Here is a 644-nt window from a genome sequence, read left to right as displayed (position 1 = left end):
TGTGTTTGATTCTCAAACTTTGAAGTTGTAAGAAATTAAAGTACTTTTTTAAACTATACTTTAATATAAATGGAACAATGCTTAGTGGGCCATTTTTGGTAAGCAGAACTGGCGATGCGGAATGAACCGATCGTAGAGTTAAAGTGTCGGAATGTTAGCTAATTTAGAAATCATAAAAGGTGTTGATTTATTTAGACAGCAGGACGGTGGTCATGGAAGTCGATATCCGCTAAGAAGTGTGTAATAACTTACCTGCCAAATGAATTTGCCCTGAAAATCGATGACGCTCAAGCTAAATACTTAAACTCTACCGTTAGTGTAATATTGGACATTAACGAGTAGGTGAACGTGAATGTAATTAAAAAGTTGTAGAAGTGATTCTAAATGAAATTGCATTTAGTGCAGATCTTGGTGGTAGTAGCAAATATTCAAGTAAAATTCTTGAAGACCGAAGAAGAGAAAGGTTTCATGAGAACAGCAATTGGTCATGGGTTAGTCGATCCTAAGGAAAAGATTAACCTCGAAAAAAGAAAATTGGTGAAAGCCATTACAAGTATTTTCTAATTCCGAAAGGGAAAAAGTTTAATATTACTTTACTGCGTATTGGATATCATTGTGGTAACACAACTGAAATCGAAGACGTC

1 rRNA gene is annotated in these 644 nt (G+C 34.8%); it reads left to right on the top strand.

The window, feature by feature from the left end:
• Positions 1 to 644, top strand: a 23S ribosomal RNA gene (locus UIA24_RS23075); the annotation flags it as partial.

It is taken from the genome of Pseudomonas sp. AL 58 (genome assembly GCF_036348395.1).
In the GTDB taxonomy this organism is placed as follows: domain Bacteria; phylum Pseudomonadota; class Gammaproteobacteria; order Pseudomonadales; family Pseudomonadaceae; genus Aquipseudomonas; species Aquipseudomonas defluvii.
The sequence above is the reverse complement of the archived record's forward strand: the minus strand, read 5'-3'. Positions and strand labels throughout refer to the sequence as shown.